The sequence below is a fragment of the Bradyrhizobium sp. NBAIM14 genome (assembly GCF_020193895.1).
GTDB lineage: Bacteria > Pseudomonadota > Alphaproteobacteria > Rhizobiales > Xanthobacteraceae > Bradyrhizobium > Bradyrhizobium yuanmingense.
The window spans coordinates 1-26,841 of the sequence record NZ_JADYVQ010000021.1 but is presented as its reverse complement, the minus strand read 5'-3'; the positions used below and the strand labels follow the sequence as shown (position 1 = coordinate 26,841).

Below are 26,841 nucleotides of genomic sequence, written 5' to 3'. Positions count from 1 at the left end.
GCACCCGGCCAGTCACGTCCTCGTGTTATGCGGGAAAAGGAGGCGCTCCCGTACGGGAACGGATGCCTCAGTGCTGCCGTTGTGATAGGCTCTGCTCTACCGGGCAACCTGGAGAGTTGATTGAACGGCGTCCCCCCCGAGCCGTCAGACCCGATCCGCAACGGCGATGCGCTGTCGCGGCTGAAGCTGGCGCAGGCCCTTGATCGGGCAACTTATGCCATCGCGTGGGAGCGTGCCTGGCCCAATGCGGCGCGCCTTCTGACCGTCGTCGGCCTGTTCCTGGTGGTGTCCTGGGCCGGCCTCTGGCTGGCGCTGCCGTTCACGGCCAGGGCCGTCGGTCTCGCCCTCTTCGCCGCGATCGCGGCGGCCGCCCTGTTCCCGCTGATTCGCTTCCGCTGGCCGAGCCGCGAGGAAGCGCTGGCTCGGCTCGACCGTGGCTCCGGCATCCGGCACCGCCCGGCCACCGCGCTCACGGACACGCTGACCTCACAGGACCCGGTCGCGCAGGCGCTGTGGCAGGCGCAGCGCGAGCGCACGCTCGCCTCCATCAAGCGCATCCGCGCCGGTGTGCCGCAGCCCCGGCTCGCGCTTCACGACCCCTGGGCGCTGCGTGCCCTCGTGATGGTGATGCTGGTCGCGACCTTCTTTGCCGCGGGTGACGAGCGTGCGATGCGCCTTGGCGCCGCCTTCGACTGGAACGGGGTGCTGGCGCCGGCCAATGTTCGCGTCGATGCCTGGGTCACGCCGCCGCTCTACACCGGCAGGCCGCCGGTCATCCTGTCGGCCGCCAACAAGGAAGCCGCGGCGCTGCCCGCCAGCGGCCCGCTTGCCGTTCCCGCCGGCTCGACCCTGATCGTGCGCTCCTCCGGCGGCAATTTGGATGTCGCCGTCTCTGGCGGCCTCAAGGAGGTCGCCCCGGCCGAAGCCGGCCCCAAGGGGACCAACGAAAGGCATTTCGCGATTTCCGGCGACGGCACCGCGCATGTCCGGGCGCCCTCCGGCCAGCCGCAATGGGCCTTCGCCGCCACGCCGGATCGTCCGCCGACGATCGCGCTCGCGAAGGACCCGGAGCGCCAGGCGCGCGGCGCGCTCCAGCTCTCCTACAAGATCGAGGACGATTACGGCGTCACCGGCGCCGAGGCGAAATTCGCCCCGCGGCCGACCGACGCCAAAGATGGTGCCAAGGATGGCCCCAAGGATGGTCCGAAGGCCGCCGCCGGTGATGGCGACAGCAGGACGGCGCCGCGGCCGCTGTTCCAGCCGCCGAAATTCCCGCTCGCGCTGCCGAATGCGCGCACCCGCAACGGCGTCGGGCAATCCGTGAAGGATCTCAGCGAGGATCCCTATGCCGGCGCCGAGGTCACGCTGACGCTCACGGCCAAGGACGAGGCCGGCAACGAGGCCGCCAGCGAGCCGTTCAACATGCGCCTGCCCGAGCGGCTCTTCACCAAGCCGCTGGCCCGTGCATTGATCGAGCAGCGCCGCATCCTCGCGCTCGACGCCAACAAGAATTCGGACGTCTATGCCGCGCTCGACGGGCTGATGATCGCGCCCGAGATGTTCACGCCGGAGCCGGGACAATATCTCGGCCTGCACAGCGTGGCCCGGCAGCTCGAAGCGGCGCGTACCGACGATGCCTTGCGCGAGGTCGTGGCGAGCCTGTGGGCGCTTGCGGTGACGATCGAGGACGGCAAGATCTCCGACGTCGAGAAGGCGTTGCGCGCGGCCCAGGAGGCGCTGAAGCAGGCGCTGGAGCGCGGTGCAAGCGACGAGGAGATCAAGAAGCTCACGCAGGATCTGCGTCAGGCGCTGAACGATTTCATGCGCCAGCTCGCCGAGCAGTTCCGCAACAACAATGACCCGCAGCAGCTGGCGCGGCCGCTCGATCCGAACACCAAGGTCCTGCGTCAGCAGGATCTGCAGAACATGATCGATCGGATGGAGCGCCTGTCGCGCTCCGGCGACAAGGATGCGGCCAAGCAGTTGCTCGACCAGCTCCAGCAGATGCTGGAAGGCCTGCAGATGGCGCAGCCGGGGCAGTCCGGCGAGAGTGACATGGAGCAGGCGCTCAATGAGCTCGGCGACATGATCCGCAAGCAGCAGCAATTGCGCGACAAGACGTTCAAGCAGGGCCAGGATTCCCGGCGCGACCGCTCGCGCGGCAAGCAGCAGCAGGGCGATCAGTCCATGTCGGAGCTGCAGCAGGACCAGCAGGGACTGCGCGACCGCCTGAAGAAGCTGCAGGACGAGCTTGCCAAGCGCGGCCTCACTCAGAAGGGGCAGAAGGGTCAGCAGGGCCAGCAGGCACAGAAGGGCCAGAAGGGTCAGCAAGGCGAGCAGGGCCAGCCCGGCCAGAACGGCGATCAGGATGGCGACCAGGGCGATGACGGCAGCCTGGATGCAGCCGACGGTGCCATGGGCGATGCCGGATCAAAGCTCGGCGAGGGTAATGCCGACGGCGCCGTGGACTCGCAGGGCAAGGCACTCGACGCCATGCGCAAGGGTGCGCAGAAGATGGCCGAGGCGATGCAGCAGGGCGATGGCGACGGCCAGGGCGACGGCCCCGGCCAGCGTGCCGGCCGGCAGCAGAGCGGCGGCAACCAGACCGATCCGCTCGGCCGGCCGCTGCATGGGCGCGAATATGGCGACGATTATACGGTCAAGATTCCCGGCGAGATCGATACGCAGCGTGTCCGCCGTATTCTCGAAGAGCTCCGCCGCCGTCTCGGCGATCCTTCGCGGCCGCAGATCGAGCTCGACTATCTCGAGCGGCTGCTGAAGGAGTTTTGAGGGACGGCTCAGTTCTCGTAGCCCGGATGAGCGCAGCGACATCCGGGGCAGTGTTCCCGCATATTAGCTGCGCTGATGCGGGCTACGATCGCGCCACAGTTTTCGTCATTGCGAGCGCAGCGAAGCAATCCAGAGTCTTTCCGCGACGGCAGTCTGGATTGCTTCGCTGCGCTCGCAATCACGATATGGGGATACCGCGACGCTAGCCCTTCTTCGCCGCCAGCGCGTCGGCGACCGCCGTGCGGATATCGGCGACCGAGAACGGCTTGGTCACGACGTCATGCACCAGCGCGTTCAGGTTCGAGGCGCGCTCGCGCTGGTCGGCAAAGCCGGTCATCAGCAGGATGGTCAGGTCGGGAAAATCGCGCGCCGCGGAGAGCGCCAGCGCGATGCCGTCCATCACCGGCATCTGGATGTCGGTGAGCAACAGGTCGAAGGCGCCATCCTCGCGGGTCAGGATCTCCAGCGCCTCTGCGCCGTCCTGGGCGGTGACGGTCTCGTGGCCGTCCATGGCGATGGCGCGCGCCACCAGCGCGCGCATCGAATCCTCGTCGTCGGCGATCAAGATCTTCGGCATGAGACAAACCTTGGTATCAACCTCCCCTGGGGGCGATTATACGCTGCCGCCGGCAATGTCGCGCCGGTTGAAGAAACGAACGTCGATGTTGCGGCCCTCCGGCGGCGGTGAGGCCAGGCGCGAGCGGAAGAAGGCGCGCTCACCTGGCCGCAGCACGGTCTGCTCCAGCACCGTGTTCCAGGCATAGATCTCCGCGCCTTGGGCGTCGCGCACGGCAAAACGCAAGCGCGGAATGTCGAGCGGCTTCTTGCCGTCGCCGACGATGACGCCCTCGATCACCAACACCTGTTTACCGTCCACGGTCTCGCTGGAGAGCTTGACGTCCTTGAAGGCGAGACCCCGCAAGTTCACCTCGAGCCCGACCATCTTGTAGAACGCTGCCGTCTGCGGCAGCAGCCGCACCACATCGCCGCGCCAGAGCACCAGTGCCAGCACCAGCGCGCCCATCGCGGCGCAGGCGGTCGGCAGGCCAAGATAGGATTTGCGCGGAGCCGTGGTGGCGACCGGGCGGCTCACCCGCGCGCCGCGGCGAGGGAACAGGCTGCGGAACCAGGACTGGTGCTGCGCGCCGACGGCCTCCTCTTCGGCCTGCCGGGCCGCTGCCGACCATTCGTCCTCGGTTTCGCGGGCCTGCTCGTCCGGCCAGTCGCTGGCGATCGATGGGCTATCGACGATGGGCGCATCAGTGGCGCCGTCGTCCTTGGCATAGGAGTTCCATTGTTCGGCGAGGTCGGACTGATCGTCGGCTCGGCTGGCCGCGGCCATGGCCGGAACGGACGCCTCCTCGATGGCATCCTCGGCGTGGGCGATCCAGGTCTCCTTGCAGCGGGAGCAGCGGACCGCCCGCCCGTTCGCCCCAAGGCTCGCGAGCTTGATGGCGTAGGATGTCATACAATGGGGGCAGACGATATGCATGGACGAGCCTTGATGCATGAACGAAGGTCTTGACGATGCCACGGTCGCGGAGACCGGGCGCCCCTTATGCTACTGGGCGACCGTTAACGAACCGGAAACCATAACGGCGGCAAAACCCGTTGATCGCGTATGGCGGAGCGCCGCAAGGCGGCCCGCGCCTCCTCTCGAACGGAGCTGAGCTTGGTTCGGTTCGAAAATGTCGGATTGCGTTACGGTCTGGGGCCGGAGATTTTGCGCGACCTCACCTTCCAGATCCCCGCGCATTCCTTCCAGTTTCTCACCGGACCGTCCGGCGCCGGCAAGACGTCGCTGCTGCGCCTGTTGTTCCTGTCGCATCGACCGACGCGGGGCCTCGTCAATCTGTTCGGCCACGACATCTCGCAGCTCGGCAAGGACGAAATCGCAGACCTGCGCAAGCGCATCGGCATCGTACTCCAGGATTTTCGCCTGCTCGATCACATGACGACCTATGAGAACGTCGCGCTGCCATTCCGCGTCATGGGCCGCAGCGAGTCGAGCTACCGCAAGGAGGTGATCGATCTGTTGCGCTGGGTCGGCCTCGGCGACCGCATGGACGCGCTGCCGCCGATCCTGTCGGGCGGCGAGAAGCAGCGCGCCGCGATCGCGCGCGCCGTGATCTCGCGGCCGCAGCTGCTGCTCGCGGACGAGCCGACCGGCAGCGTCGATCCGACGCTCGGCCGCCGCCTGCTGCGACTCTTCATCGAGCTCAACAAATCAGGCACCGCCGTCATCATCGCCACCCACGACATCGGCCTGATGGACCAGTACGAGGCGCGGCGCCTGGTGCTGCACCAGGGACGGCTGCACGTCTATGAGTAGGCTGGACGAGCGCGGCGTGCTGGTCGATCTCGGGCAGGAGCGTCCGCAGCTTCCGGCCAAGGCGCGCAACATGTCGCCGATCGTGCCGCGCGCCTCGATCCACGGCAGAGCGCTGCTCGCGGTGGTCGCCATCATGACGTTCCTCGCCTCGATGGCCACGGGCACGGTGCTGCTGGTGAGTGCCTCCGCGGCCGAATGGCAGTCGGACGTCGCGAGCGAAATCACCATCCAGGTTCGCCCGCAGGCCGGCCGCGATCTCGACCGCGACACCGCCGCCGTGGCGGAAGCGATGCGCACGCAAGCCGGCATCGTCGAGGTCAAGCCGTTCACCAGGGACGAGAGCGGCAAGCTGCTCGAGCCCTGGCTCGGCACCGGCCTGTCGATGGACGATCTGCCGGTGCCGCGCATGATCATCGCGCGCGTGCAGCCGGGCACGCCGCTCGATCTCGGCGCCTTGCGCGCGCGCGTGGCGCAGGTCGCCCCTAGCGCCAGCGTCGACGATCACCGCGCCTGGATCGAGCGCATGCGCCTGATGACGAACGCCACCGTGCTGGCCGGCCTCGGCATCCTCGCGCTCGTCATCGTCGCAACCATCATCTCGGTGTCGTTCGCGACGCGCGGCGCAATGGCGGCGAACCGTCCGATCGTCGAGGTCCTGCATTTCGTTGGCGCCGGCGACCGCTACATCGCCAACCACTTCCTGCGTCATTTCCTCAGGCTGGGCCTGGAGGGCGGCGTGATCGGCGGCGGTGCCGCCATGCTGATGTTCGGCTTCTCCGAGTCCATCGCAGGCTGGTTTTCCGGGACTCCCGTCGGCGACCAGTTCGCCGCGCTGCTCGGCACCTTCTCGCTGCGCCCTTCCGGCTACATCGTGCTCGCGGTTCAGGCCGTCCTGATCGGCGCCATTACCGCAGTCGCCTCGCGCCAAACGCTGTTCGCGACATTGAATGATGTTGATTGAGTTTCTTTTCTTCCCTTCTCCCCTTGTGGGAGAAGGTGGCGCGAAGCGCCGGAGGAGGGGTTCTGTCCACGCGTACAAATGTCGAGGTGAATGCGCGGAGAGAACCCCTCACCCGTCTCGCCGCTTTCGCCATAGCCGATGCAAAGCATCGGCATTCTTAAGAACGGCGGCCGGCGGCCGCCTATGCGACCCTCTCCCACAAGGGGAGAGGGTGAAGAAACCGGACTCCACTTCGCCTCAAAACGTCATAAAATCAGATCGGGAAGGGATCACCGACATCGCATGAGCTCGCCGACCGACGATCGATCGCCGAAACTGCCGCGCGGCTGGCTGCGCGCGGCAATCGTGTCGACGATCGCGCTCGCCTTCGTCGGCGCGGCGGCGGGCTTCATTGCGTTCCTGGCGCAATTGCGCGGGGCCGAGAAAGTACCCGATCGCAAGGCGGACGGCATCGTGGTCCTGACCGGCGGCTCCTCGCGGGTATCGGACGCGATGGAGCTGCTGGCTGCCGGCTACGGCAGGCGGCTCCTGATTTCCGGCGTGCATCCGACCTCGACGGCGAACGACATCTCCCGCACCTTGCTGGAGAATCAGTCCTTCATGACCTGTTGCGTCGACCTCGACCGCACCGCGCTCACGACCCGCGGCAACGCGGCGGAGGCGCGGCGCTGGGCCGAGGGACGCCGATTTACGTCTCTGATCGTGGTCACCTCGAACTATCACATGCCGCGCGCGCTGGTGGAATTCTCGCATGCGATGCCGCGGACGACGCTGATCCCGTTCGCGGTGGTCGGCGAAAAATGGCGCGAGGAGCCGTGGTGGATCTCAGGCTCGACGCTGCGGCTGCTCCTGTCCGAATACGTCAAGTACGTTGCGGCCGAGCTCAGGGTGCGGCTGGAGGATTTCGGGATTGACCTTTGGCCTGAGATGTCGGAGCAGCCTGCAGGTCAGCAACCGAAGCGGCCCGCCACCGCGCAGGCCAATTGATCGGACCATCGATGTTCCTGATTTTCCTGCGATCGCTCGTATTCAACGTGCTGTTCTACGCCGTGCTGGTCTGTCTGGCGATCGTTGCGCTGCCGACCTTTGCATTGCCGCCGCGCGCCATGCTGACGGTGGCGCAATGGTGGGCCAAGGCCACGCTGGTCCTGATGCGCCTGGTCTGCAACATCAAGGTGGAATTCCGCGGGGTGGAGAAGATCCCGACAGGACCGCTGCTGATCGTGGCCAAGCATCAGTCGTTCTGGGAGACCTTCGTGCTGCCCGGTTTCTTCCACCGGCCGATCTTCATCCTCAAGCGCCAGCTGATGCAGATCCCGGTGTTCGGCCAGTTCCTGGTCAAGACCGGAATGATCGCGATCGACCGCAACGCCGGCGTGAAGGCGCTGCTCGAGATGACGCGGCGCGCGCGCGAGGCGGTGCGCAGTGGAAAGCAGCTCGTGATCTTTCCGGAAGGCACGCGCCGCGCGCCGGGCGCGCCGCCCAACTACAAGACCGGCTTTGCGCAGATCTATTCCTCCTGCGGCGTGCCGTGCCTGCCGATCGCGCTCAATTCCGGCCTGTTCTGGCCGCGCCGCACCTTCATGCGCTATCCGGGCACGCTGGTGGTCGAGTTTCTCGAACCGTTGCCGCCGGGCCTGCCGAAGGACGAGTTTCTCGCACGCGTGCAAGCGGCGATCGAGGACGCGACCGCCCGGCTCGTCGAAGCAGGACGGAAGGAGCAGGAGCAGTTGATCGGCTCGGCGCCGAGCTACGCGCCGACCGGCTAAAGCGCGATGAGATTGGGATGAATCTTCATCGCGCTTTAGGTTGTTGTTTACGCATGATCTTTCCGGAAAACCGCTTCGCACTTTTCCGGGGCATGCTTTAGCGGCTTTCCCGATCCTGGTCCCGAGCCGCCGCGTGCAGGGAATGCGCATCACCGTGCAGCATCAATGCAAGCTGATGCAGCTGCGTGTCGCGAAAGCCTTCGGCCTCGATCGCCTTCACCGTCGCGGTGACGTAGTCGCGGTTGGCGCCGGACTGGCCGTGGCCCTGGACGACATGGCGGTGCTGCTCGGCCAGCGAGAGGCGGCCGGCATATTGCACATGACCGCGGTCGACGACGTAAGCGAGAGCGGCGACGCGCTGGCGTGCATCGTTCTCCAGCCACACCGAGCGCATCACCTCGCGATAGACCGAGGTGACCTGCTCGCGTGCGCGCAAATATGCGACCACTTCGGCACGGTTCTTCTCGGCGACGCGGAAGGCGATGCCGCGGCAGGCGCCGCCGCGGTCGAGTCCGAGCACCAAGCCCGGCTTCTCCGGCGTTCCGCGATGCACGAAGGAATAGACGCAGAGCGCGCGATGCTCGCCGACCAGCCGCGCCGGGACGCGCTCCTCGAAATCGAAGCCCGGCCGCCACATCAGCGAGCCGTAGCCGAACACCCAGAGGTCGCCCTTGGCTGTGGTGACGGAGGGGAGGGTGATTTCGGACATTTCGGGGACGGCTACCAGAACCCTGCGCCCAAGCGAAGCGATTTCTGCGCCTTTCGTCGCAGGCCCGCCCCGCTTACATTTGCCTGAATCTGGCGTCAAAGGGTCGCCGCATGTCCAATATGACCGTTGCCACTGGCCGCCGCTCCCGCTGGGGCCTTTTCATCGCCCCCGTTCTCGTCCTGGTCCTCGCCGTCGGCTGGACCTGCTTCTGGTTCTATGCGGCGTGGCAGGCCGAAATCGTCGCCGACGCCTGGCGGGCGCAGGAGGCCAAGGCCGGCCGCATCTATGATTGTGCCAAGCGCTCGATCGCCGGCTTCCCGTTCCGCTTCGAGGTCCAGTGCTCCGGCGCCAGCGTCGCCCTGGTCTCGCAGAACGCGAGCAAGACGCCGTTCACGGCCAAGCTCGACAACATCCTGGTCGTGGCCCAGGTCTACGACCCCAAGCGCATCATCGCCGAATTCGCAGCGCCCGCCACGCTGATCGACGGCATTACGCAAAACACCTTCACCGTGAATTGGAGCAAGGGCCGCGCCAGTGTGGCGGGTCTGCCGGCTGTGCCGGATCGCGCTTCCATCGTGTTCGACGACCCCAGCCTCAACCGTCTCGATGGCAGCGTGCAGGTGCCGCTTGCGCGCGCCAAGCAGGTCGAGCTGCACGGGCGCCTTGCCGATGGCTCTCCGGCCGATCATCCGGTGATCGAGACCGTGCTCCATGTCGCGCAGGGCAGCATCCAGGGCGTGCATCCGCTGCTCGCCGAGCCGTTCCAGGCGGACACCCGCGCCAAGATCACCGGCCTCTCCGACCTCACGCCCAAACCGTGGCCGCAGCGCTTCCGCGAGATCCAGGCCGCCGGCGGTCACATCGAGATCGTGCAGTCGCGCATTCAGCAGGGCGAGATGATCGCGGTCGCGGCCGGCACGCTCGGCCTGTCGCCCAACGGCCGGCTCGACGGCGAATTGCAGATGACGGTGACCGGCCTCGAGCGCGTGATCCCGGCGCTCGGCATCGAGAAGATGCTGGAGGAGGGCGTGCCGCAGGCCACGCTGGACCGCGTTGCGCCGGGCGTGAAGTCGCAGGACCTCAACAATCTGTTCGGCGCGCTCGACCGCGCCGTGCCGGGCCTCGGCAAGGTCATCAAGCAGAACGCCAATGCCGGCGTTGCCGCCGGCATCAATTCGATCGGTACCGAGAGCACGCTGGAAGGCAAGAAAGCGCGGAGCTTCCCGCTGAAATTCGTCGACGGTGCCGTGCTGCTCGGCCCGGTCAAGGTCGGCCAGATCCCGCCGCTGTATTAGTTGGCTCCCGTAGCCCGGATGGAGCGCAGCGCAATCCGGGGTTCTTGATCACAGCTGGCACTGTCCCGGATTACGCTTGTGCTCCATCCGGGCTACGCAGCTTTGTCCGGCCTACAGGCTCACGGCTTCTTCAGCGCCGCATGCGGCCGTCCGAAATCGGGCGCGGCGGAATCCTGGCCGATCTCGACGATGCCGCGGCGGATGGCGCGGGTGCGGGTGAAGTGGTCGAACAGCGCCTCCCCGTCGCCGCGGCGGATCGCGCGGGTGAGCTTTGCCAGATCCTCGGTGAAGGTGCCGAGCATCTCCAGCACGGCCTCCTTGTTGGCGAGGAAGACGTCGCGCCACATCGTCGGATCGGACGCCGCAATGCGGGTGAAATCGCGAAAACCGCCGGCGGAGAATTTGATCACCTCGGATTCCGTCACCTGCGCCAATTCGTCGGCGGTGCCGACGATGGTGTAGGCGATCAGATGCGGCAGGTGGCTGGTGATGGCGAGCACGAGGTCGTGATGATCCGGCGTCATCACCTCGACCTTGGCGCCCATCGCCGCCCAGAACGCGCGCAGGTGATCGGTCGCCGCTGCGTCGCTGCCATCAGGCGGGGTCAGGATGCACCAGCGGTTGATGAAGAGCTCGGCGAAGCCCGAATCCGGGCCGGAATGCTCGGTGCCTGCCACCGGATGCGCCGGCACGAAATGAATGCCGCCCGGCAGATGCGGGGCCATGTCGCGGACCACAGCGCCCTTGACCGAGCCGACGTCGGAGACGATCGCACCCGGCTTGAGATGCGGCGCGATCTCCTGCGCTACGGGTCCGCAGGCGCCGACGGGAATGCAGAGGATGACGAGATCGGCATCCCTCACGGCCTCCGCATTGGTCGCCACCACCTGATCGACGATGCCGAGCTCGGCGACACGCGCGCGTGTCTTCTCCGAGCGTGCGGTGGTGACGATTTCACCGGCAAGCCCCTGGAGCTTCGCAGCGCGGGCGATCGAGCCGCCGATCAGGCCGAAGCCGATCAGCGCCACGCGCTGGAAGTGCGCCTGCGCGGTCATTTGCCGCCCATGAAGTCGCGCAAGCCTTCGACGACGAGGCGGTTGGCCTCCTCGGTGCCGATGGTCATGCGCAGCGCATGCGGCAGGCCGTAGTTCTTCAAGCCGCGCAGCACGAGCCCCCGCTTGGTCAGGAACGCGTCGGCGTCATCGGCGGTCGTGCCCTTGTCCGTCGGGAAATGGATCAGCACGAAATTGGCGACGCTCGGCGTCACCTTCAGCCCGAGCTTGCCGATCTCCTCGGTGAGCCAGTTGCGCCAGGTCTCGGTGAACTGCTTCGACATCGCCTGATGCGCGGTATCCTCGATCGCGGCGACCGCGGCATACATCGCCGGCGTCGACACGTTGAAGGGACCGCGGATGCGATTGACCGCGTCGATGACGTGCTCGGGCCCGAACATCCAGCCGATGCGCAGCGCGGCAAGACCGTGGATCTTGGAGAAGGTGTGCGTCACCACCGTGTTCTCGGTGGTGGCGACGAGCTCGATTCCCATCTCATAGTCGTTGCGCGAGACGTAGTCGCAATAGGCGGCGTCCAGCACCAGCAGCACGTGCGAGGGCAGGCCGGCGCGCAGCCGCTTGACCTCGTCGAACGGAAGATAGGTGCCGGTCGGGTTGTTGGGGTTGGCGAGCCAGACCAGCTTCGTCTTCGGCGTCACGGCCTTCAGGATGGCGTCGACGTCGGCGGTGAGGTTGGTCTCCTGGGCGATGACGTTCCTGGCGCCGACCGCCATCGTCGCGATCGGGTAGACCAGGAAGCCGTGTGTCGTCGAGATCGCCTCGTCGCCCTGGCTGAGATAGGTGTGCGCGAGCAGATTGAGGATCTCGTCCGAGCCGGCGCCGCAGATGATGCGGTTGGGATCGAGCCCGAACGAGCGGCCGATCGCCTCGCGCAGCACGCGCGAGGTGCCTTCCGGGTAGTCCTCCAGATGATCTGCCACGCGCTTGAAGGCTTCGATCGCCTTGGGCGAGGGCCCGAACGGCGTCTCGTTGGCGGAGAGCTTGAACACCTTGCGGCCCGGCTCCGGCACCGGGCTCTTGCCGGGCGTGTAGGGCGCAATATCGAGAATGCCGGGATTCGGCACGGGGCGGGACATCTTGGACTCCGGATAGGCTGGGCTGTTCGCGACCTACGATTTCGGCCCGGTCGGGGGCACCGTATAGCGCGTTGCGTGGCTGCCGACGAGGGCCACGGAGCGCACCGAGGCCCCCGCCTCGATCAGGGCAGCCCTGATCTTGTCGATGCTGGTCGCGCCGGTGACCGAGACCAGCAGCGCCGCGCCGTCGAAGGCGGTATCGGGCACGGCCACGATCTCGGCGAGCGGCGACAGCGCGCGGGCGACCTCGGCGTTCCATCCGGAGACGCGCACGCTGAACGTCTCGACCTCCGTCACCAGGGCGCTGTCGGCGACGCGCGAGATCGCGAACACCGGCAAGGCGGCCGGATGGTCGGCGCGCTCGATGAAGGGCATCCGCGCGATGATCTTCGGCGCGCCGTCGGCCTCCAGCTCCAGCCACCATGGCGTGCGGCTCGAGGTCGCCGAGACCAGCGCCAGGTCACCCTTGGATTTTGCCACCGCCTCGACCGCGGCCTGCGCGCTGAAATGGGCGACATAGGGCACGGTGAAGCCGAAATGGAAGCGCGCGGAATCCCGCATTGCCGGCTCGCTCACCGAGACGTCGGCATGCACGGAGAACGGCGCCTGCACATAGGTGAAGGTCGAGATGATGACGCGCCAGATGCTCTCGACCGTGTCGAGCGGCAGGATGCCGCGATGACGCTGCACGATCTCGCGCATCATGGCAGCCTCGCGCGCGGGCCGGAACGCCGAGCCGACTTCCTGGGTCTGCTTCACCTGGATCAGGCGATCGATGATCTCGCCGCGCTGCATGAGGAGGCGATGCATGCCCTCGTCAATCGCGTCGATCTCCTTGCGCAGTTCCTGCAGCGATGGTGGCGCGGGCGGACGTTGGGACATGTCTGGTCGTCGATCGTTCCGATGGGGATGTCCTGATTAGGCAGTCGTGGCGGCGAAAGCAAAGAGAAATGACGTGCTTTGCAGGCGTTGCGGCAGAGGCGAATTGGGCCGATCCGGGCCGCGACTTGACGAAAACCGCCCAAGACGGTAGCTTTTGCCCGTTCCGTGGTCATTTGAGCCGGCCGGCTTGCAGCCACGTTAAAAAACTCGCTAAACAGGCCGGGGACGCTTCCGATCCCGGCCGAACCTATCGTTCAGGCCGGGTTTTTCATGGCCTGATGTCAGCGGCGCGGTCGAGCAGCCAGTCGCAAACGAGGTCGATGTCCGAGATGGGTAGCGTCAAGTCGATACCGAGTCCTGCGATCAGCGCCGACGAGCGGTCGCACGAGGTCGATCATCCAAGCTCGCTGGTTGCGCATTTCGGCACCGAGCAGCCGCTGCGGCTCGATTGCGGCGTCGATCTCACCCCGTTCCAGATCGCCTACCAGACCTATGGCGAGCTCAATGCCGATCGCTCCAACGCCGTGCTGATCTGTCATGCGTTGACCGGCGACCAGCATGTCGCCAACGTACATCCCGTCACCGGCAAGCCGGGCTGGTGGGAGACGCTGGTCGGTCCCGGCCGACCCATCGATCCCAAGCACTACTTCATCATCTGCTCCAACGTGATCGGCGGCTGTATGGGCTCGACCGGGCCGGCGTCGATCAATCCCGCCACCGGCAAGGTCTGGGGCCTGGACTTCCCCGTCATCACCATTCCGGACATGGTGCGCGCGCAGGCGATGCTGATCGACCGGCTCGGCATCGACACGCTGTTTGCGGTCGTCGGCGGCTCGATGGGCGGCATGCAGGTGCTGCAATGGACCGCCGCCTATCCGGAGCGCGTGTACTCCGCGCTGGCGATCGCCTGCGCGACGCGGCACTCGGCGCAGAACATCGCCTTCCACGAGCTCGGCCGCCAGGCCGTGATGGCCGACCCCGACTGGCACGGTGGCGGTTATGCCGACCGCGGCATCCATCCGCATCGCGGGCTCGCGGTGGCGCGGATGGCGGCGCACATCACTTATCTCTCGGACGCGGCGCTGCACCGCAAGTTCGGCCGGCGCATGCAGGACCGCGAGCTGCCGACCTTCTCGTTCGACGCCGATTTCCAGGTCGAATCCTATCTGCGTTACCAGGGCTCGTCCTTCGTCGAGCGCTTCGACGCCAATTCCTATCTCTACCTGACGCGGGCGATGGACTATTTCGACATCGCCGCCGACCATGGCGGCGTGCTGGCCAAGGCCTTCGCCGACATCAAGACGCGCTTCTGCGTGGTCTCCTTCACCAGCGACTGGCTGTTTCCGACCTCGGAATCGCGCGCGCTGGTGCACGCGCTGAACGCTTCGAGCGCGCGCGTGTCATTCGCCGAGATCGAGACCGATCGCGGCCACGACGCCTTCCTGCTCGACGTGCCCGAATTCTTCGACATCTCCCGCGCCTTCCTGCAATCGGCTGGCAAGGCGCGCGGGCTCAACCTCGAGGACCGTTAGCGATGTCCGTGCAGGAAGTGTTGCCGCTGGACGGCGTTGCCGCCAGGCCATCCGGTGATTATCGCGCCGATCATCGGCTGGTCGCCGAGATGGTCAAGCCGGGCTCGAAGGTGCTCGACGTCGGCTGCGGCGACGGCGATCTGCTTCAGCTGCTGGAGACCCGCGGCATCGACGGCCGCGGCATCGAATTGTCGCGCGAGGGCGTCAACCGCTGCGTCGCCAAGGGGCTCGCGGTGGTGCAGGGCGATGCCGACACCGATCTCGTCAACTATCCCGACGATGCCTTCGACTACGTGATCCTGTCGCAGACGCTGCAGGCGACGCGGCAGCCGAAGGTCGTGCTGGAGAACCTGCTGCGCATCGGCCGCCGCGCCATCGTCTCGTTCCCGAATTTCGGCTTCTGGAAGATGCGGCTCCAGCTCCTGATCGGCGGCCACATGCCGCGCACGGAGAATCTGCCGGCGACCTGGTACGACACCGCCAACATCCATTTCTGCACCATCAAGGATTTCGTGCAGCTCTGCGACGAGATCAACGTCAAGATGGAGCGCTCGGTCGCGCTCGATCTCTACGGCCGGCCGGTGCCGCTGAACCTGCCCTGGTGGGTGTGGAACATGTTCGGCGAGCAGGCGGTGTTCTTGCTGAGCCGGGGCGGGGGGAAGTAGTTTCTCTCCGTCATTCCGGGGCGATGCGAAGCATCGAGCCCGGAAACCATCGTCCAACAGCGCCTGCAGCCCGATGGATTCCGGGCCTGCGCCTTCGGCGCATCCCGGAATGACAGCTAGTGGGAAACCAGCGACCGCGGGTCCCGCACCGGCCAACGTCCTGCTTCCACCAGCGTCACGAACCGCTCGACACTCTCGTTGAACAGCGCGGGCTCCTCCAGGTTCAGCACGTGGCCGGACTTCGGAAACATCGCGAGCCCCGCCGCGGGCAGGTGCTTCTTCAGGAACAGGCTGGCGCCCATGCAAGGCTCGTCCTCGTCGCCGCAGATGATCAGCGCGGGTGTTGCCGCGCCTCTGATCGCGTCCGTCATCGTGTAGATCGAGGGACGGCCGCCCTGGAATCCGCGCATGGTGCGCGCCGATCCCATGGCATCGTGCCGCGCCAGTGCGGCGTAGAAATCGGCATGCCCGCGTGGATCCTTCACCAGGAACGGAATCCGGCTCGGCGCCTCGCGCGTGACTTTCGCGACCTCCACCGATCCCAGCGTCTCGAACTGCTCGGCATTGGCGCGGCACTGCGTGCGCCAGGTCTCCAGGTTCTCGAGCTCCGAGCCGGAGCCGACGCCGGCCAGCGTCATCGACAGTGCGCGCTGCGGCGCGTTCAACCCGATCTGCAACGAGGAATAGGCGCCCATCGAAAGACCGACGAGATGCGCGCGCTCGATGCCGAGATGATCGAGCACCGCAAGCGCATCGGTGTAGAAATGCGTGTAGGTGTAGACCTCGCCGTCAGGCACGTCCGACGGCGTGTAGCCGCGCGCCGAATAGGTGATGCAGCGATGGCCACGCGAGAAGTAGCGCATCTGCGGCTCCCAATTGGTGTAGTCCGCCGCGAACTCGTGCAGAAAAAGTATCGGCGTTCCCTGGCCCGCCTCCTCGAAATAGATGCGGACGCCGTCCCTGGTCGTGGCATGGGGCATTAACCGTTTCCCTCTGTTTCAAGCCGTGTTCGAGGATCGCAGTTAATTCTGTTGTCGGCAATGCGGCAGCAGCGCCGAGCACGAACACAAAATCATTGCAGCCATTCGCGGGCGTTGCGTCTTTTTCTCGCCACATCGGGCGGCTTAACGGCCAAACGGATGTCGGCCATTGCACGGGCCGGCGGGAAGTGGGGGTGTCAAGAAGGATGAAGAATGTTCGAGTTGTTTGCGTCTCGCCTGTCGCGTTGTGTTGTCGCGCTGGCGCTGTTCTTCGCGGCGGTCGCCGTGTTCGTTTCTCCGGCCTCGGCACGGCCGTATCATCGTCATAGCGCAGAGCGGCACGGTTACGTGCATCACGCCAGACATCATCACCACGGTCACTATCGCCATCATGCCCGCAGTTCGCGCTTCGAGCGCAGCGCGGCGCAATGGCAGGCAAGCGGCTTCGCCGACACCCAGGCGAGCTATGATCCGAATGCCAACGCCAGCGGTGCCGGCATGAACGGAGGCTTCAGCGGAGGATCGGGTCTCGTCTCCGAGGCACGCCGCCATATCGGCGGCAATCCGACCGGGCGCGGCCGCCTGTGGTGCGCGCGCTTCATGAACATGGTGCTGGAGCATACCGGCCATCGTGGCACCGGCTCCGACATGGCGAGCTCGTTCGCGCGCTACGGCACGCGCATCTCGGGTCCGCAGGTCGGCGCCATCGCCGTGATGTCGCGCGGCCGCCGCGGCGGTCATGTCGGCATCATCACCGGCATCGACGCGCAGGGTAATCCGATCATGATCTCCGGCAACAACGGCAACCGAGTCCGCGAAGCCCCGGTCTCGCGCGGCAAGATCTATGCGTATGTGATGCCGAACTGAGCCTCGTCATTGCGAGGAGCGCTTGCGACGAAGCAATCCAGACTGTTTCCGCAGATGCATTCCTGGATTGCTTCGCTGCGCTCGCAATGACGGAGTATGTTGAGACGGCGTTAGCTCACAGCAGCTTCGGCTCTTCCACCGCCACCACATCGCCGACGCCGACGTCACCGTCGGCGATCACCTCGGCATAGATGCCGCAGTCCATATGGCCGAGATGGCGCGAGAGCGTGGGCGGGATTTCGAGATCGCGCTTGGCGGTCTCGGGGTCGACATTGGTGGCCGGGCAGCGGACGATGCGCTTGATCACCTTCAGTCTGGCCTGCCCGATCGCGAGCGTCTGGCCGACGAGGTCGAGCTCCGACCAGGCCGGCCAGCCTTTCACGTAGAGATTGGCGCGGAAGCGCAGCGGATGCACGGCGACGCCGCCGAGCATGGTCTCGATGGCGCGGACGCTGTCGAGATTGATGATGGAGACGACCTTGCGGGCGACGTCGGAGAAGCTGTGGTCGCGGCCGGAGAGAATTTTGGGCGGGCCCTTCAACTCGGGCTGAAAGTTCTCCGTGAAATAGGCCTCGATGGCGGCGCGCCCGGCGGCGGTCTCGAGATCGCCGCTGGCGACGATCTGGCCGTCCTTGCGGATGGTCAGCACGTTGGTTTCGTCGTCGAACCGGCTGTCGAGCTCGGCCAGCCGCTCATTGCGCGCCAGCATCAGAAACTGGATTTTCGGCTTCCATTCGGGCGCCTCGGGGTTGAACCCGCTCGGGCCGTTCTCGATGGCGTAGCGGCGGTCGGCCGGCAGGGTCTGGCCGACCCGCAAAGGAACGTGCGACAGGCGCTCCGGCGTCAGGCCCTTGATCGGGTAGCGGTAGAGGCCGGTGATCTCGGCGGTATGGCTGGCTGTCATGCCGCTACTTAAGGGATTCGGCCCGCGACCGCCAAGCCCGCCCGTCCGCGCACGAAATTGTGAAGTAGCCTCTTTCGCATCCGCAACCTGCTTCCCACATCTGGCCCAGGCCGGCGGCAACGCCAGCAAAAGACGACCGTTACCGGTTGAGAAACGTCAATGCGGTAATTGGAAACCCAATGAAGATGCCGTTTGGGGTGCCTTAGAGGGCCCCGAGGGCAGGCCGAGGGACAGAAAAGATGAATATCGAGAAGTATACCGAACGCTCCAGGGGCTTCATCCAGTCCGCGCAGTCGCTCGCCATGCGCGAGGGGCACCAGCAGTTCTCAACCCTGCATGTGCTAAAGGTCCTCTTGGACGACAATGAGGGGCTCGCCGCCGGTCTGATCGACCGCGCTGGCGGCAATTCCCGCGCAATCCTGAAGGCGACCGAGGACGCCCTCAACAAGGTGCCGAAGGTCTCCGGCGGCGGTGCCGGGCAGATCTATCTCGCGCCCGAGCTGGCCCGCACTTTCGATGCGGCCGAAAAGGCCGGCGAGAAGGCCGGCGACAGCTTCGTCACGGTCGAACGGCTTTTGCTCGGGCTCACGCTGGAGAAGACCAGCGAGGCCGGCACCATCCTGAGCAAAGGCGGCGTCACGCCGCAAAACCTCAACGCGGCGATCGAGGCGCTGCGCAAGGGCCGCACGGCCGACAGCGCGACCGCTGAGAACGCTTATGATGCCCTGAAGAAGTATGCCCGCGACCTGACCCAGGCCGCGCGCGACGGCAAGCTCGATCCGGTCATCGGCCGTGACGAGGAGATCCGTCGCACGATTCAAGTGCTCTCGCGCAGGACCAAGAACAATCCCGTCCTGATCGGCGAGCCCGGCGTCGGCAAGACCGCCATCGCCGAAGGCCTCGCGCTGCGCATCGTCAACGGCGACGTGCCGGAGAGCCTCAAGGACAAGAAGCTGCTCTCGCTCGACCTCGGCGCACTGATCGCAGGCGCGAAATACCGCGGCGAGTTCGAGGAGCGGCTGAAGGCCGTGCTGCAGGAAGTGACCGGGAGCGAGGGCACCTTCATCCTGTTCATCGACGAGATGCACACGCTGATCGGCGCCGGCAAGGGCGACGGCGCGATGGACGCCTCCAACCTGCTCAAGCCGGCGCTCGCGCGCGGCGAGCTGCACTGCATCGGCGCGACCACGCTCGACGAATATCAGAAGCACGTCGAGAAGGACGCCGCGCTGGCCCGGCGTTTCCAGCCGATCTTCGTCAGCGAGCCCTCGGTCGAGGACACCATCTCGATCCTGCGCGGCTTGAAGGACAAGTATGAGCAGCATCACGGCGTGCGGATCACCGATTCCGCGCTTGTTGCGGCGACGACGCTGTCCAACCGCTACATCACCGACCGCTTCCTGCCCGACAAGGCGATCGACCTCATGGACGAGGCCGCGGCGCGGCTGAAGATGCAGGTCGATTCCAAGCCGGAAGAGCTGGATTCGCTCGACCGCGAGATCATCCGGCTCAAGATCGAGCAGGAGGCGCTGAAGAAGGAAAGCGATGTCGGCTCCAAGTCCCGGCTCCAGACCCTGGAGAAGGACCTGGCCGAGCTCGAGGAGAAGTCGGCGGCGCTGACGGCGCGCTGGAGCGCGGAGAAGAACAAGCTCTCCGACGCCCAGAAGCTGAAGGCCGAGCTCGACGGCTTGCGTGTCGAGCTCGCCAATGCGCAGCGGCGCGGCGAATTCCAGAAGGCCGGCGAGCTGGCCTATGGACGGATCCCGCAGCTCGAGAAGCAGCTTGCCGATATCGAAGCCAAGGAGAACTCGGGCGAGATGATGGAGGAGGCGGTCACCGCCAACCACATCGCGCAGGTGGTCTCGCGCTGGACCGGCGTGCCCGTCGACAAGATGCTGGAAGGCGAGAAGGAGAAGCTCCTGAAGATGGAGGAGCAGCTCGGCAAGCGCGTCGTCGGCCAGGCCGAGGCCGTGCGTGCGGTCGCAACCGCCGTGCGCCGCTCGCGTGCCGGCTTGCAGGACCCGAACCGCCCCACCGGCTCGTTCATGTTCTTAGGGCCGACCGGCGTCGGCAAGACCGAGCTGACCAAGGCTCTCGCGGAGTACCTGTTCAACGACGAGACCGCGATGGTCCGCCTCGACATGTCCGAATACATGGAGAAGCACTCGGTCTCGCGGCTGATCGGCGCGCCTCCGGGCTATGTCGGCTATGACGAGGGCGGCGCGCTCACCGAGGCGGTGCGGCGCCGACCCTACCAGGTGGTGCTGTTCGACGAGATCGAGAAGGCGCATCCTGATGTCTTCAACGTGCTGCTGCAGGTGCTCGACGACGGCCGCCTGACCGACGGCCAGGGCCGCACCGTCGACTTCCGCAACACGCTGATCATCATGACCTCGAACCTTGGTTCGGAATATCTGGTGAACCAGCCGGAGGGCGAGGACACCTCGGCCGTGCGCGAGCAGGTGATGGGAATGGTGCGGGCGCACTTCCGCCCCGAATTCCTCAACCGTGTCGACGAGATCATCCTGTTCCACCGGCTGCAGCGCAGCGAGATGGGCCGCATCGTCGAGATCCAGTTCGCGCGGCTGCAGAAGCTCCTGACCGATCGCAAGATCGTGCTGAGCCTCGATGCCGCGGGCCGCGACTGGCTCGCTGCCAAGGGCTGGGATCCCGCCTACGGCGCAAGGCCCTTGAAGCGGGTGATCCAGCGCTACCTCCAGGACCCGCTCGCCGAGATGATCCTCGCCGGCGACGTCAGGGACGGCGACAATGTCGCGATCTCGTCCGAAGGCAATGTGCTGACCTTCAACGGCAAGGCGCCGCAGACCGCCGAGATCACCCAGTTCGAGGCGCCGGTGGCGAAGCGGAAGCTGAACTGATGAAATACACGCCCTCCGCGCCAAACTCGCGGAGGGCGTTTTCAATCCGCTAAGAACGCGTCCACCACTGCCTGATCGCGGTCGTAGACCCAGCATTCGCTCAGCAGGCCTTCACGCACGGCATAGACCAGCAACCGTTCCAGTTCAGCCGTGCGACCGTCCCGGCTGAATGATTCCCGTGCGAGAATGGCGCCGCGCCGCGGCCCGGCCATCACGTCATCAATGGCGAGCAGTTTTCGGTTGGAGCGGCGTGCGACCTCGGCCAGAGTGGCAAGCGCGGCCGCCTTGCCGCGGTGAGTGCCGGCGAGCGGATTATGGCCGGCATAGTTCAGCATGAATTCATCGTGGTAGCAGGCGGCGATCGCGGCGCGGTCACCGGCCTGCCAGGCGGTCGCGTAGCGCGTGACGGCGGCGCGGATCGCGGCGATTTGTGCGGCGTCATCTACCAGAACTCTGTCCATCGATATGATCTCCCGGGTCATCGGCAGCGCTGTGCCGGTGCGCTATGATGAGGCATGACCTCGCCTTCCGGCTTTCAGGAACTGGCTATCAGCACGCCGCCCAGCGGCGGACCAAAGAGGGCGCGGATGCTCGATTGGGACGCGCGGCTGCTCTATCTCGGTCCAGCCTTCGGGCTGACGCCCCACCGCAATGCCACCGGCGTGCTGGCCGTCGCGCTCGACGGGGCGATAGGCGTAGCTAACGATCCGAGGGCGCGCTCACCGTCTTATCGCGAGACCCGCAGCGTGCTGATCATGCCCAACAGTCTGCACCATCTCCGCACCGATGCTGGACGGATGGCCTTCCTCTATGTCGATCCCCTCGGCCGCGATATCGAGGCGCTTCGCTCACGAATGAAGGAGGTCGGATCGAGGGCCGCGTTCGACATGATCGACGAGAGGTCGGTCGTCGCGCTGTTCGGCGCCATCGCGGAGCGACGCCTCGCATCTGAGGACGCGCAGCAAGCAGCCCGCGATATGCTTGGGATCGGATCAAGTCCGCAGCCAGATGCAAGAATTGCCGCCGCCATCGAGCGGATGCGCGAGCAGCCCAGCGGTTCGCACACCCTTGCTGAACTCGGCCGCAGGGCCGGACTTTCGTCCTCGCGCTTCCTGCATCTTTTCAAGGACGTCACGGGTGTGCCGCTCCGCCGCTACCGGATCTGGTCCCGGATCGGCGCTGCCGCGCGGGCGGTCGCACAAGGCCAATCGCTGACCGAGGCCGCGCATGACGCGGGCTTTTCCAGCTCCGCGCATTTCAGCACGGCCTTCCGCGACATGTTCGGTATGATGCCGTCGGAATTGTTCGCACGGGTGCGTGCGGGTTAACGTCTTCAACGTGCTGTTGCAGGCGCTCGGCGACGGCCTGCTGGCCGAGGGCCAGGGCCGTACCGTCGATTCCGCGACATGCTGATCATCATGGCCTCGAACCTCGGTCCGAGTATCTCGTGAACCAGCCGGAGGGTGAGGATCTGAAATGAAAGCCGCCCCGGAGGGTCACCTCTCCGGGGCGTCTTGTTTTGCTGTCTCGCCAAATTTAGTTGCCGGCCGCCGGGGCGGAGCGCGGCTCGACGCCGTCCTCCTCCTCCTCCAGCTCCGACAAAATATCCACCAGCTCGCGCACCCGGCCCTGCGCCAGCGGGCGCAAATCGTTGATCATCGGCTCGTCGTTGGCGAGCCAGGCCTGGGCCTCAGCAAGCTCCTCGGCGGTCGCGCCGGTTCCGATAATCTGGGCAATGGTGACATCGTCGGCGCGGTCCACGGCTTTGACGACATCGTCGCGTGAGAGGCGCGTCATGGGCGATCCTCCTGCTGGCTTCCGGTCAGCGTCTAAACGGCGAACCGGCGCGCCGGTTCCCGGGGTCGAGCCCCGTGCACGCCACTGCTATTTCTTCACCACCTTGTAGATCGCATTCTCGACATCCGAGCTGACGTAGATCGCGCCCGTCGCGCCGACTGCGACGCCGGTGGGGATATGCGTCGGCAAGCCGCCGGGGGCGCCGGTCAGGCCGATCGGGAGATTGGCTGCGATCTCGGTGACCTTGCCGGATTCCGGCACGATCTCGATCAGCCGCTTGGCGCCGACTTCGGCGACGATCAGCTTGCCGTCGCCGGTGCGCGCGATGCCTTCTGGCATCTTCAGATCCTTGGCGATCACGGTCTTTTCGCCGGTGCTGTTGATTTTGGAGATGATGCCAGCAAAAGCCTCGGTGACGTAAACCTCGTCGCCGGCCCCGCGGACGAGACCCATCGGACCCTCGAGCGCGCCGATCAGCGTGGTGCGATCCTTGCCGTGCTCGCCGCTCACCTTGACCAGCGACTTGGTGCCGAGCTCGGCTACCAGGATGCTGCCGTCCGCGAGCACGACCGCGTCATGCGGCGCCTTGAAGTCGTGCAGCATGTCGCGCGTCGCGCCGGTCCTGCCGTCGATCACCTGCACGGTGCCGGTGAACCAGCTCGACAGGACCACGTCGTTGCCCTTCGCCGTCGCGCTCATCGGATATTCGAGCGTCGTGCCAGCGGCGTGCATGCGCGCCTTTTCGGTGACCTCGCCGGTCACGCCGTCCACCGTGCGATAGGCGAACAGGTCGGCGACGTGGATCGTGTCCTTGCCGTTCTCCGAGGTGACGCCGATGCCGCCGGGCAAAGCGAGCTTGCCGATGATGATCTGCTTGGCATGACCGGTCGCGGGATCGACCTCCTGGATGCCGTTGTCGGCCATGTTGGAGACGTAGATGCGGTCCTTGTCGTCGATGGCGAGATTGTCCAGCGACGGCTTCAGCTGCGCGACCATGGTCTTGGCGCCCGATTTGGGATCGACCCGGACGAGCTGGCCGAGCGCGGTGTCGATCACGACGAGATTGCCCTTGGAATCGAAGTTCACGGCGGCCGGGATCTTGAAGCCGTCGGTGACGACACTCAGCTCGGCCTTGTCGACGTCGACCCTTGCGACCTGGCCCTTGAACCAGAGCGGACCATAAAGCTTGTCGTCGGGACCGAACTCGAAGCCGTTGAGGCCGCCCATCTTCTCCATGATCTGGCGGGGCGGTTTGACGCCCTCGACGTCGATCTCGTAGAGCGCATCGCCGAGGAAAACGGTGGTGGCGTAGAGCCTGCCGTCCTTGCGGAAGGCGAGCGAGTTGATGCCGGGCAGCCCGGACGCGAGCTTCTTGATCGGTCCGTCGCCCTTGCGCGCATAGAGATCGCCGGCGAGGAAGCCGGTCCAGGCCATGGTGCCGTCGGGCGCGAATGCAATGTCGTCGGCCATCCCCACCGGTGCCGGGATTGCAACCTTGGCGCTGCCGCCGGCAATGTCGACCTCGTAGAGCGCAGCGCCCGCGACGCTGCCGGCAAACAAATGGCCGGCCTTGTCGACACCGAGCCCGTGCACACCATGGAATGCCGAGCCCGGCACGAGTCTCGTGACTTCCCAGCCATCGGCCGATGCGCTCGTTGCGGCGAACAGCGCAGAAATCAGGGCTGCGCAGGCGAGCCTGTTTCTCATGGCGTGACCTCCCATTTTTTGGAAAGTATTCGCCCGTCCTGCGGCTTTGGCAAACGAAACTTGACGTTGTGACGCCGCGAAGCGGCCTCGCTGCGCAGCGTGCTCGTTTGAAATTCTGTTTGACAACGCCGGCCGATATCGGCGCGTTGCCGGCTTACCGGTTGGTGACCTGCAGCGGCCCGCCGGTGGCGTCCGACATCCGGGCGATGGCGCCGCCGCGGCCGCTCATCATGCCGTCGAGCCGGTCGCGCTCCTTCTCGAAGCTTGCCAGCATCGGGCCCTCCAGCGAACGGCCGCGCGGCAGCTTCACGCGCATCGGATCGACGAAGCGGCCGTTGACCAGGATCTCGTAATGGACGTGCGGGCCGGTCGACAGGCCGGAGGAGCCGACGAAACCGATCACCTGGCCCTGCCGCACCTTCTTGCCGGGCTCCATGCCCTTGGCGAAGGCCGACATGTGGCCGTAGGCAGTCTCGTAGCCGTTGGCGTGCTTGATGCGGATGTACTTGCCATAGCCGCCCTCGGGGCCGGCCTTCTCGATCATGCCGTTGCCGGAGGCGAAGATCGGCGTGCCGTAGGAGGTGGACCAGTCGACGCCGGTATGCATCTTCACGTAGCCGAGGATCGGGTGGCGGCGGCCGCCGAAGCCGGAGCGCATGATGGCGTTGTTGACGGGCTTTCTGACCAGGAACTTCTTCGCGCTCTTGCCGGTCTCGTCGTAATAGTCGACGAGGCCGTCGTCGGGGCTCTGGTAGCGGTAGTATTTCTTGGTCTCGCCGCCGACGGTGAGCGAGGCGAACAGCACCTCGTTCTTCTCGGTCGCGGTCACGCCCTCGTCCTCGCCCGCGTAAAACACGTCGAAGGAATCTCCGGGCTGCACCTTGCGCTGGAAATCGACGTCGTAGGAGTAGATCTTGATCATGTCCTCGATGACGGGCATCGGGACCTTGTTGCGCATCGCGGTCTCGTAGATGCTCTGGTAGAGCCGCACGCCGGAGCCGTCATCGTCATCCTCGTCGTCGCTGCTGGCGTTGGCCGCAGTATCGGCGACGGTATTCATGCTGGAGACGTCGACGGCGACGTATTTGCCGAGATCGGACAGCGCCGCGATCGCTTCCACCATCGTGTCGTTTGCAACCACGACGCGATAGGGCTGCAGGCGCGCGCCGGGGCTTGCGGGCGCCATCAGGATGCGGAGCTTCTCGCCTTCCTTCAGGCCGCCGTCGCGGCCGCGCGGTCCGAGCGTCGCGGTGATCGCCTTGATCTCGTCGGCATTGGCGCCGAGATCGCGCAGCACGCCGGCGACGCTGTCGCCCTTCTTGACCATGTGGACGCGTTCGCCGTTGGGATTGCCGCCGGTGATCTGCTCCTTGGTCTTGGGCAGCAGCGTGACGTTCTCGCGCACCACGCGCGTCTCGAAGCCGGCATAGGGATCGGACGGCGAGGCCTCGGCGGCGTAGGCGGTTCTGATGTCGGAAGGACCGGTCGCGCCGGAGATGTCGGCAGCCGTGTTGGCGAGCGAGGCGTAGCGCACCCCGCCATTGCCGCGCCAATTGGCGGCATCGCGCACCCGCATCAGGATGTCGTCGAGTGCCACCACCGCGGAAATCTTGGCCTTCGGCAGCACCGGCGACAGGTCCTTGGTGACGAAGGACACTTCCGCGTCGGGCTCGACGGCTTCAGGATTGTTGGGATCGTCGGACGCCGTCTTCGGGTCGGAGCCGACATCGGTCAGCAGGCGCTGGGCGTTGAACGGCGGGATCTTCGCCGACAGATCGCTCGTCGTCATCGACAGATTGCCGGCGATCCGCACGAACGGACGCACCCGCATCACGTCACGGTTGCCGACGCGGGCAACCGTCGAGACGCGCATCACGTTGCGCGAGGCGGTGGATTCGCTCGGCGGCGGCAGGCGATCGCTCTTGTGCAGCGTGGCGGCACGATCGGCGGCGCCGAATGCTCCGCGCAGCGCGCCTTCGACCCGCTCCGGCACCTTGGCGAAGGTCATCTCGCCGTCGAGCGAAGCGAAAACGGCGCCGCCGATCAGGGCTGCGCCGCAGAGTCCGGTCAAAATTGTCCCGCTGAACCATTGCACCGAGACGCGGCGGCGGTCGATCACCGCGGCTTCAGAACCATCGACGGACAGCGGCGGCTCGTGGCCGAGATCGATGATCCCGGTCTCACGCCCGTAAGTGCCGCGTGACGTCCTGTGGTTCAACCCAAGTCCCCCAACTCAACGACCCAAGATGCCCGGTTTCGAACCTGTCCCAGGCTGCCCTCTTGAACGGGGATCGCCGGAGCAGGCAAGCCGCACAACTGTCCGCGCCCAGAAAGCCCCTTGATGGGGCCGGCCGAAATTACGAACAGCTGGACGGGTAAAGCTCTCTCGATGTCTTTCGAATGCCGAAGGAAGGTCGCGTCATTTGCAACATCGCCTTCCTCTGACCCCATGAAAATCGCCGGCAGCCCCCACAGGCGTCCCCGCGATTCAAGCTTGTCTCTTATCAGAACGCCGCGGGATTGTGGCTCAAGTACGGCGCCAAATATGGAAAAAGTTTCCTAAATGCCGAGCCGTAAAGGCCCCCGTCAGATCACGGGCTGAGCTCGGGCGGGGTGGGGGGAC

General features: G+C 66.0%; 23 protein-coding genes, 1 pseudogene and 1 riboswitch. Of the genes and pseudogenes, 12 read left to right on the top strand and 12 right to left on the bottom strand.

Annotated features, from left to right (window positions below):
• Positions 1–120 precede the first annotated feature (120 nt).
• On the top strand, positions 121–2,790 hold the full coding sequence (locus I6F28_RS31720) for a TIGR02302 family protein (protein WP_225142839.1): 2,670 nt from the start codon (positions 121–123) through the stop codon (positions 2,788–2,790).
• A gap of 202 nt (positions 2,791–2,992) precedes the next feature.
• Here the strand turns inward: I6F28_RS31720 and I6F28_RS31715 are convergent, their stop codons facing one another.
• On the bottom strand, positions 2,993–3,367 hold the full coding sequence (locus I6F28_RS31715; RefSeq protein ID WP_035996894.1) for a response regulator: 375 nt from the start codon (positions 3,365–3,367) through the stop codon (positions 2,993–2,995).
• Between the two features lie 36 nt (positions 3,368–3,403).
• On the bottom strand, positions 3,404–4,282 hold the full coding sequence (locus I6F28_RS31710; protein WP_225142837.1) for an MJ0042-type zinc finger domain-containing protein: 879 nt from the start codon (positions 4,280–4,282) through the stop codon (positions 3,404–3,406).
• 180 nt (positions 4,283–4,462) lie between these two features.
• Here I6F28_RS31710 and ftsE point away from each other — a divergent pair, with 180 nt between their 5' ends.
• The 4 genes from ftsE (at position 4,463) to I6F28_RS31690 (ending at position 7,852) form a co-directional block, all read left to right on the top strand.
• Entirely contained in the window at positions 4,463–5,122 is a 660-nt protein-coding gene (gene ftsE / locus I6F28_RS31705) for a cell division ATP-binding protein FtsE (protein WP_057028593.1), read from the top strand.
• Entirely contained in the window at positions 5,115–6,083 is a 969-nt protein-coding gene (locus I6F28_RS31700) for a cell division protein FtsX (protein ID WP_225142835.1), read from the top strand. The genes ftsE and I6F28_RS31700 overlap by 8 nt, the downstream gene beginning before the upstream one ends.
• Positions 6,084–6,365: 282 nt before the next feature.
• The gene (locus I6F28_RS31695; RefSeq protein WP_225142833.1) at positions 6,366–7,070 is read left to right on the top strand and encodes a YdcF family protein; all 705 of its coding nucleotides are present in this window, start codon (positions 6,366–6,368) and stop codon (positions 7,068–7,070) included.
• 11 nt (positions 7,071–7,081) lie between these two features.
• A complete protein-coding gene (locus tag I6F28_RS31690; RefSeq protein WP_225142831.1) occupies positions 7,082–7,852 on the top strand; it encodes a lysophospholipid acyltransferase family protein in 771 nt (256 codons plus the stop codon).
• A 97-nt stretch (positions 7,853–7,949) separates the two neighbouring features.
• On the opposite strand, the gene I6F28_RS31685 is transcribed toward I6F28_RS31690, so the two are convergent.
• The gene (locus I6F28_RS31685) at positions 7,950–8,561 is read right to left on the bottom strand and encodes a gamma-glutamylcyclotransferase (RefSeq protein WP_109142250.1); all 612 of its coding nucleotides are present in this window, start codon (positions 8,559–8,561) and stop codon (positions 7,950–7,952) included.
• A 110-nt stretch (positions 8,562–8,671) separates the two neighbouring features.
• On the opposite strand from I6F28_RS31685, the gene I6F28_RS31680 reads away from it, so the two are divergent.
• Entirely contained in the window at positions 8,672–9,856 is a 1,185-nt protein-coding gene (locus I6F28_RS31680) for a DUF2125 domain-containing protein (protein WP_225142829.1), read from the top strand.
• Positions 9,857–9,975: 119 nt separating this feature from the next.
• Here the strand turns inward: I6F28_RS31680 and I6F28_RS31675 are convergent, their stop codons facing one another.
• From I6F28_RS31675 to I6F28_RS31665, 3 genes are read right to left on the bottom strand one after another with little or no spacing between them, the layout of a single operon-like run.
• Positions 9,976–10,911: a prephenate/arogenate dehydrogenase family protein gene (locus I6F28_RS31675; protein WP_225142827.1), complete on the bottom strand. Its 936-nt coding sequence runs from the start codon at positions 10,909–10,911 to the stop codon at positions 9,976–9,978.
• Positions 10,908–12,005 (bottom strand): histidinol-phosphate transaminase, encoded by a 1,098-nt coding sequence (hisC, locus tag I6F28_RS31670; RefSeq protein ID WP_225128580.1) that lies wholly within the window; start codon positions 12,003–12,005, stop codon positions 10,908–10,910. Before hisC ends, I6F28_RS31675 begins: the two co-directional genes overlap by 4 nt.
• Positions 12,006–12,038: 33 nt before the next feature.
• Positions 12,039–12,887 (bottom strand): chorismate mutase, encoded by an 849-nt coding sequence (locus I6F28_RS31665; protein ID WP_225142825.1) that lies wholly within the window; start codon positions 12,885–12,887, stop codon positions 12,039–12,041.
• Positions 12,888–13,042: 155 nt separating this feature from the next.
• Positions 13,043–13,122, top strand: a riboswitch (SAM riboswitch).
• Positions 13,123–13,216: 94 nt separating this feature from the next.
• On the opposite strand from I6F28_RS31665, the gene metX reads away from it, so the two are divergent.
• Entirely contained in the window at positions 13,217–14,419 is a 1,203-nt protein-coding gene (metX, locus tag I6F28_RS31660) for a homoserine O-acetyltransferase MetX (protein WP_157286853.1), read from the top strand.
• A 2-nt stretch (positions 14,420–14,421) separates the two neighbouring features.
• A complete protein-coding gene (metW, locus tag I6F28_RS31655; protein WP_035996939.1) occupies positions 14,422–15,084 on the top strand; it encodes a methionine biosynthesis protein MetW in 663 nt (220 codons plus the stop codon).
• A gap of 116 nt (positions 15,085–15,200) precedes the next feature.
• On the opposite strand, the gene I6F28_RS31650 is transcribed toward metW, so the two are convergent.
• Complete coding sequence (locus tag I6F28_RS31650) at positions 15,201–16,064, bottom strand: alpha/beta fold hydrolase (RefSeq protein WP_225142823.1); 864 nt, start codon at positions 16,062–16,064, stop codon at positions 15,201–15,203.
• Positions 16,065–16,277: 213 nt separating this feature from the next.
• On the opposite strand from I6F28_RS31650, the gene I6F28_RS31645 reads away from it, so the two are divergent.
• Complete coding sequence (locus I6F28_RS31645) at positions 16,278–16,931, top strand: TIGR02594 family protein (RefSeq protein WP_225142821.1); 654 nt, start codon at positions 16,278–16,280, stop codon at positions 16,929–16,931.
• A gap of 115 nt (positions 16,932–17,046) precedes the next feature.
• Here the strand turns inward: I6F28_RS31645 and I6F28_RS31640 are convergent, their stop codons facing one another.
• The gene (locus I6F28_RS31640) at positions 17,047–17,835 is read right to left on the bottom strand and encodes an MOSC domain-containing protein (protein WP_225142819.1); all 789 of its coding nucleotides are present in this window, start codon (positions 17,833–17,835) and stop codon (positions 17,047–17,049) included.
• Positions 17,836–18,074: 239 nt separating this feature from the next.
• Between I6F28_RS31640 and clpB the strand changes: the two genes are divergently transcribed.
• Positions 18,075–20,714, top strand: a complete 2,640-nt coding sequence (gene clpB, locus I6F28_RS31635) for an ATP-dependent chaperone ClpB (RefSeq protein WP_035996950.1) — start codon at positions 18,075–18,077, stop codon at positions 20,712–20,714.
• 41 nt (positions 20,715–20,755) lie between these two features.
• Here clpB and I6F28_RS31630 read toward each other — a convergent pair whose 3' ends face one another.
• Positions 20,756–21,175, bottom strand: a complete 420-nt coding sequence (locus I6F28_RS31630) for a nuclear transport factor 2 family protein (protein WP_225113047.1) — start codon at positions 21,173–21,175, stop codon at positions 20,756–20,758.
• Positions 21,176–21,229: 54 nt separating this feature from the next.
• Between I6F28_RS31630 and I6F28_RS37660 the strand changes: the two genes are divergently transcribed.
• The gene (locus I6F28_RS37660) at positions 21,230–22,042 is read left to right on the top strand and encodes a helix-turn-helix domain-containing protein (protein WP_346656755.1); all 813 of its coding nucleotides are present in this window, start codon (positions 21,230–21,232) and stop codon (positions 22,040–22,042) included.
• Positions 22,041–22,185: pseudogene (locus I6F28_RS31620) on the top strand (AAA family ATPase); the annotation flags it as partial. The gene I6F28_RS37660 and the pseudogene I6F28_RS31620, both read left to right, overlap by 2 nt.
• Positions 22,186–22,250: 65 nt before the next feature.
• Here I6F28_RS31620 and I6F28_RS31615 read toward each other — a convergent pair.
• The 3 genes from I6F28_RS31615 to I6F28_RS31605 all read right to left on the bottom strand — a co-directional run bounded on the left by I6F28_RS31615 (position 22,251) and on the right by I6F28_RS31605 (position 26,436).
• The gene (locus I6F28_RS31615; protein ID WP_225142808.1) at positions 22,251–22,511 is read right to left on the bottom strand and encodes a hypothetical protein; all 261 of its coding nucleotides are present in this window, start codon (positions 22,509–22,511) and stop codon (positions 22,251–22,253) included.
• A gap of 87 nt (positions 22,512–22,598) precedes the next feature.
• Positions 22,599–24,218: a Vgb family protein gene (locus tag I6F28_RS31610; RefSeq protein ID WP_225142806.1), complete on the bottom strand. Its 1,620-nt coding sequence runs from the start codon at positions 24,216–24,218 to the stop codon at positions 22,599–22,601.
• A 154-nt stretch (positions 24,219–24,372) separates the two neighbouring features.
• Positions 24,373–26,436, bottom strand: coding sequence for a M23 family metallopeptidase (locus I6F28_RS31605; RefSeq protein ID WP_225142804.1), 2,064 nt, complete (start codon positions 26,434–26,436; stop codon positions 24,373–24,375).
• Between the last annotated feature and the right edge of the window lie 405 nt (positions 26,437–26,841).

Bases quoted from the DNA above. Each gene is read 5' to 3' on its own strand.
- I6F28_RS31715 (WP_035996894.1), bottom strand. From the start codon at position 3,367: ATGCCGAAGATCTTGATCGCCGACGACGAGGATTCGATGCGCGCGCTG.
- I6F28_RS31710 (WP_225142837.1), bottom strand. From the start codon at position 4,282: ATGCATATCGTCTGCCCCCATTGTATGACATCCTACGCCATCAAGCTC.
- I6F28_RS31700 (WP_225142835.1), top strand. From the start codon at position 5,115: ATGAGTAGGCTGGACGAGCGCGGCGTGCTGGTCGATCTCGGGCAGGAG.
- I6F28_RS31695 (WP_225142833.1), top strand. From the start codon at position 6,366: ATGAGCTCGCCGACCGACGATCGATCGCCGAAACTGCCGCGCGGCTGG.
- I6F28_RS31690 (WP_225142831.1), top strand. From the start codon at position 7,082: ATGTTCCTGATTTTCCTGCGATCGCTCGTATTCAACGTGCTGTTCTAC.
- I6F28_RS31685 (WP_109142250.1), bottom strand. From the start codon at position 8,561: ATGTCCGAAATCACCCTCCCCTCCGTCACCACAGCCAAGGGCGACCTC.
- I6F28_RS31680 (WP_225142829.1), top strand. From the start codon at position 8,672: ATGTCCAATATGACCGTTGCCACTGGCCGCCGCTCCCGCTGGGGCCTT.
- I6F28_RS31675 (WP_225142827.1), bottom strand. From the start codon at position 10,911: ATGACCGCGCAGGCGCACTTCCAGCGCGTGGCGCTGATCGGCTTCGGC.
- hisC (WP_225128580.1), bottom strand. From the start codon at position 12,005: ATGTCCCGCCCCGTGCCGAATCCCGGCATTCTCGATATTGCGCCCTAC.
- I6F28_RS31665 (WP_225142825.1), bottom strand. From the start codon at position 12,887: ATGTCCCAACGTCCGCCCGCGCCACCATCGCTGCAGGAACTGCGCAAG.
- metX (WP_157286853.1), top strand. From the start codon at position 13,217: ATGGGTAGCGTCAAGTCGATACCGAGTCCTGCGATCAGCGCCGACGAG.
- metW (WP_035996939.1), top strand. From the start codon at position 14,422: ATGTCCGTGCAGGAAGTGTTGCCGCTGGACGGCGTTGCCGCCAGGCCA.
- I6F28_RS31650 (WP_225142823.1), bottom strand. From the start codon at position 16,064: ATGCCCCATGCCACGACCAGGGACGGCGTCCGCATCTATTTCGAGGAG.
- I6F28_RS31645 (WP_225142821.1), top strand. From the start codon at position 16,278: ATGTTCGAGTTGTTTGCGTCTCGCCTGTCGCGTTGTGTTGTCGCGCTG.
- I6F28_RS31640 (WP_225142819.1), bottom strand. From the start codon at position 17,835: ATGACAGCCAGCCATACCGCCGAGATCACCGGCCTCTACCGCTACCCG.
- clpB (WP_035996950.1), top strand. From the start codon at position 18,075: ATGAATATCGAGAAGTATACCGAACGCTCCAGGGGCTTCATCCAGTCC.
- I6F28_RS31630 (WP_225113047.1), bottom strand. From the start codon at position 21,175: ATGGACAGAGTTCTGGTAGATGACGCCGCACAAATCGCCGCGATCCGC.
- I6F28_RS37660 (WP_346656755.1), top strand. From the start codon at position 21,230: ATGACCTCGCCTTCCGGCTTTCAGGAACTGGCTATCAGCACGCCGCCC.
- I6F28_RS31615 (WP_225142808.1), bottom strand. From the start codon at position 22,511: ATGACGCGCCTCTCACGCGACGATGTCGTCAAAGCCGTGGACCGCGCC.
- I6F28_RS31610 (WP_225142806.1), bottom strand. From the start codon at position 24,218: ATGAGAAACAGGCTCGCCTGCGCAGCCCTGATTTCTGCGCTGTTCGCC.